The sequence below is a fragment of the Mycobacterium sp. TH-M11 genome, assembly GCF_057473725.1.
On sequence record NZ_JBYCLD010000089.1, the window covers coordinates 1 to 1,674 of the forward strand.

Annotated in this window: 2 protein-coding genes and 1 pseudogene; all 3 read left to right on the forward strand. The window is 62.9% G+C overall.

The window, feature by feature from the left end:
- Positions 1-99: 99 nt before the first annotated feature.
- Positions 100-369, forward strand: a complete 270-nt coding sequence (locus tag AC2VOG_RS03670) for a type II toxin -antitoxin system TacA 1-like antitoxin (RefSeq protein WP_486938557.1) — start codon at positions 100-102, stop codon at positions 367-369.
- A gap of 3 nt (positions 370-372) precedes the next feature.
- Positions 373-876, forward strand: a complete 504-nt coding sequence (locus AC2VOG_RS03675; RefSeq protein WP_486938558.1) for a GNAT family N-acetyltransferase — start codon at positions 373-375, stop codon at positions 874-876.
- 414 nt (positions 877-1,290) lie between these two features.
- A pseudogene (locus AC2VOG_RS03680) lies at positions 1,291-1,674 on the forward strand (hypothetical protein); the annotation flags it as partial.

Sequence of the window (1,674 nt, forward strand, 5' to 3'; positions counted from 1 at the left end):
ACAGCCGCCCTCTGGCGCTGACTCGCGGCGGTATAGTTTGCAGTAGCAACGTACGTACATTAGCCGTACACTATGGTTGCTGGTTAGGGAGGTGTCATCGTGGCAGTCAAAGGGAAACGCTTCGAGCTTCGCGCGGAGGAGGCGACCCTGGACCGCATCCAGCGAGCCGCCAATGTCGTGCATGAGCAGACCTCGGAGTTCGTCCGGAAAGCCGCGATCCAACGTGCCGAGGACATCCTGCGCAACGAGTTGGTAACGGTGATGGAGCCCGAACAGTTCGACAAGCTGATGTCCTCGCTCGACGCCGCTGACGCCGCACCACGACTCGCGGCAGCGGCACGCAAGCCTGCGGCGTTCACGCGGCGCTGAGCGATGTTCGAGTCCGCGAGGCTCGACGACGACCACACGCTGGAAGGGTTCGACTGCGGTAAGGAGTCACTGAACAGGTGGCTGGTCGAGCACGCCCGCCGCGCCGACAGCAGCGGAGTAGCGCACGTCTACGTGTGGACCCCGCACCGCGAGCCGAAGGTCTGCGCCTACTTCGCCATCTGTCCCACCGAAGTCGCGCGCAAAGACGACGGTGCGCCGGGGTCGATGGCTGCGGGCTATTCCCGCATATCCGGATATTTGATCGCCCGTCTGGCAATCGACAAAGCGCTACATGGCCAGGGGTACGGTGAGCAGCTACTTCTGGATGCACTCGGGAAAGCCGTCGCCGCGTCGGAGATCGGCGGAGGACGGCTCATCGTCGTTGACGCCATAGACGACGAGGCCCAGTCGTTTTACGAGCGTTACCACTTCGTCCCCGTCCGGCACCGCGAGCGCCGTCTCGTGATGAAGGTGTCCACAGCGGCTAAGGCACTCGGCCAGCGCTGACACGACGAAACAGCAGGATGAATCGCGGATTTCACAAGAGGCGCGAAGCCCGCCAGGCCCTTGGACTGCGATGCCGACATGGTCGTGGCATGCACCATGCAGGCTGCAGCTGGCGTCGGGCTTCCGGGGGTGTCAGTCGGCTTTGCCGCCTGCCCGTGCATTCGCCGAACTCATGCGGATCACCTCAGATGTCTCAACAGCACCCCTCGACCCGGTCATCGCTTCTACCAGCTAGTTTCGTCACCAGCCGACGCCAAAACGGTTGAAAGATCTCAGCTTGGTGACAAGTCGGTGATCTATCCCCTCCGCGGTCGAGCCGTGTCAGAGGCTCGGCAGCGGTTTCTAATTTGTCGTGATCTTCGGTGTTGGAGTCGACCGTGTCGAGGGGCGCGCACCGTGTGTCAATGTTGACCGGTGACCGCTCAGGCGTTCGTCGACGAGTCGGGCAGGGGAGCCCGCTACTACGTGTGCGTAGCGGTGGTGGCCGATGGGGACGTGGACTCATTGCGTCGCTTGGCACGCTCGCTTTGCTTACCAGGGCAACGACGGTGGCATTTCGTGCATGAACGCGTTAGCCGGCGCCGGCAAATCGTCGATGCGCTCGTTAGCAACGCCTCGACGACGGCGCTGGTTTTCCACGGCAAGGGTGACGAGACCACGGTCCGAGCTGAAAGCTTCCGCCGAATGGTGCGCCTACTACTCGACCGCAACGTCACCCGGTTGGTTATCGAATCGCGCGAGGGCCGCGACCATCTGGATCGGCAAGTGCTCGTCGGTGAACTGCGCGAGCAGTCTGCC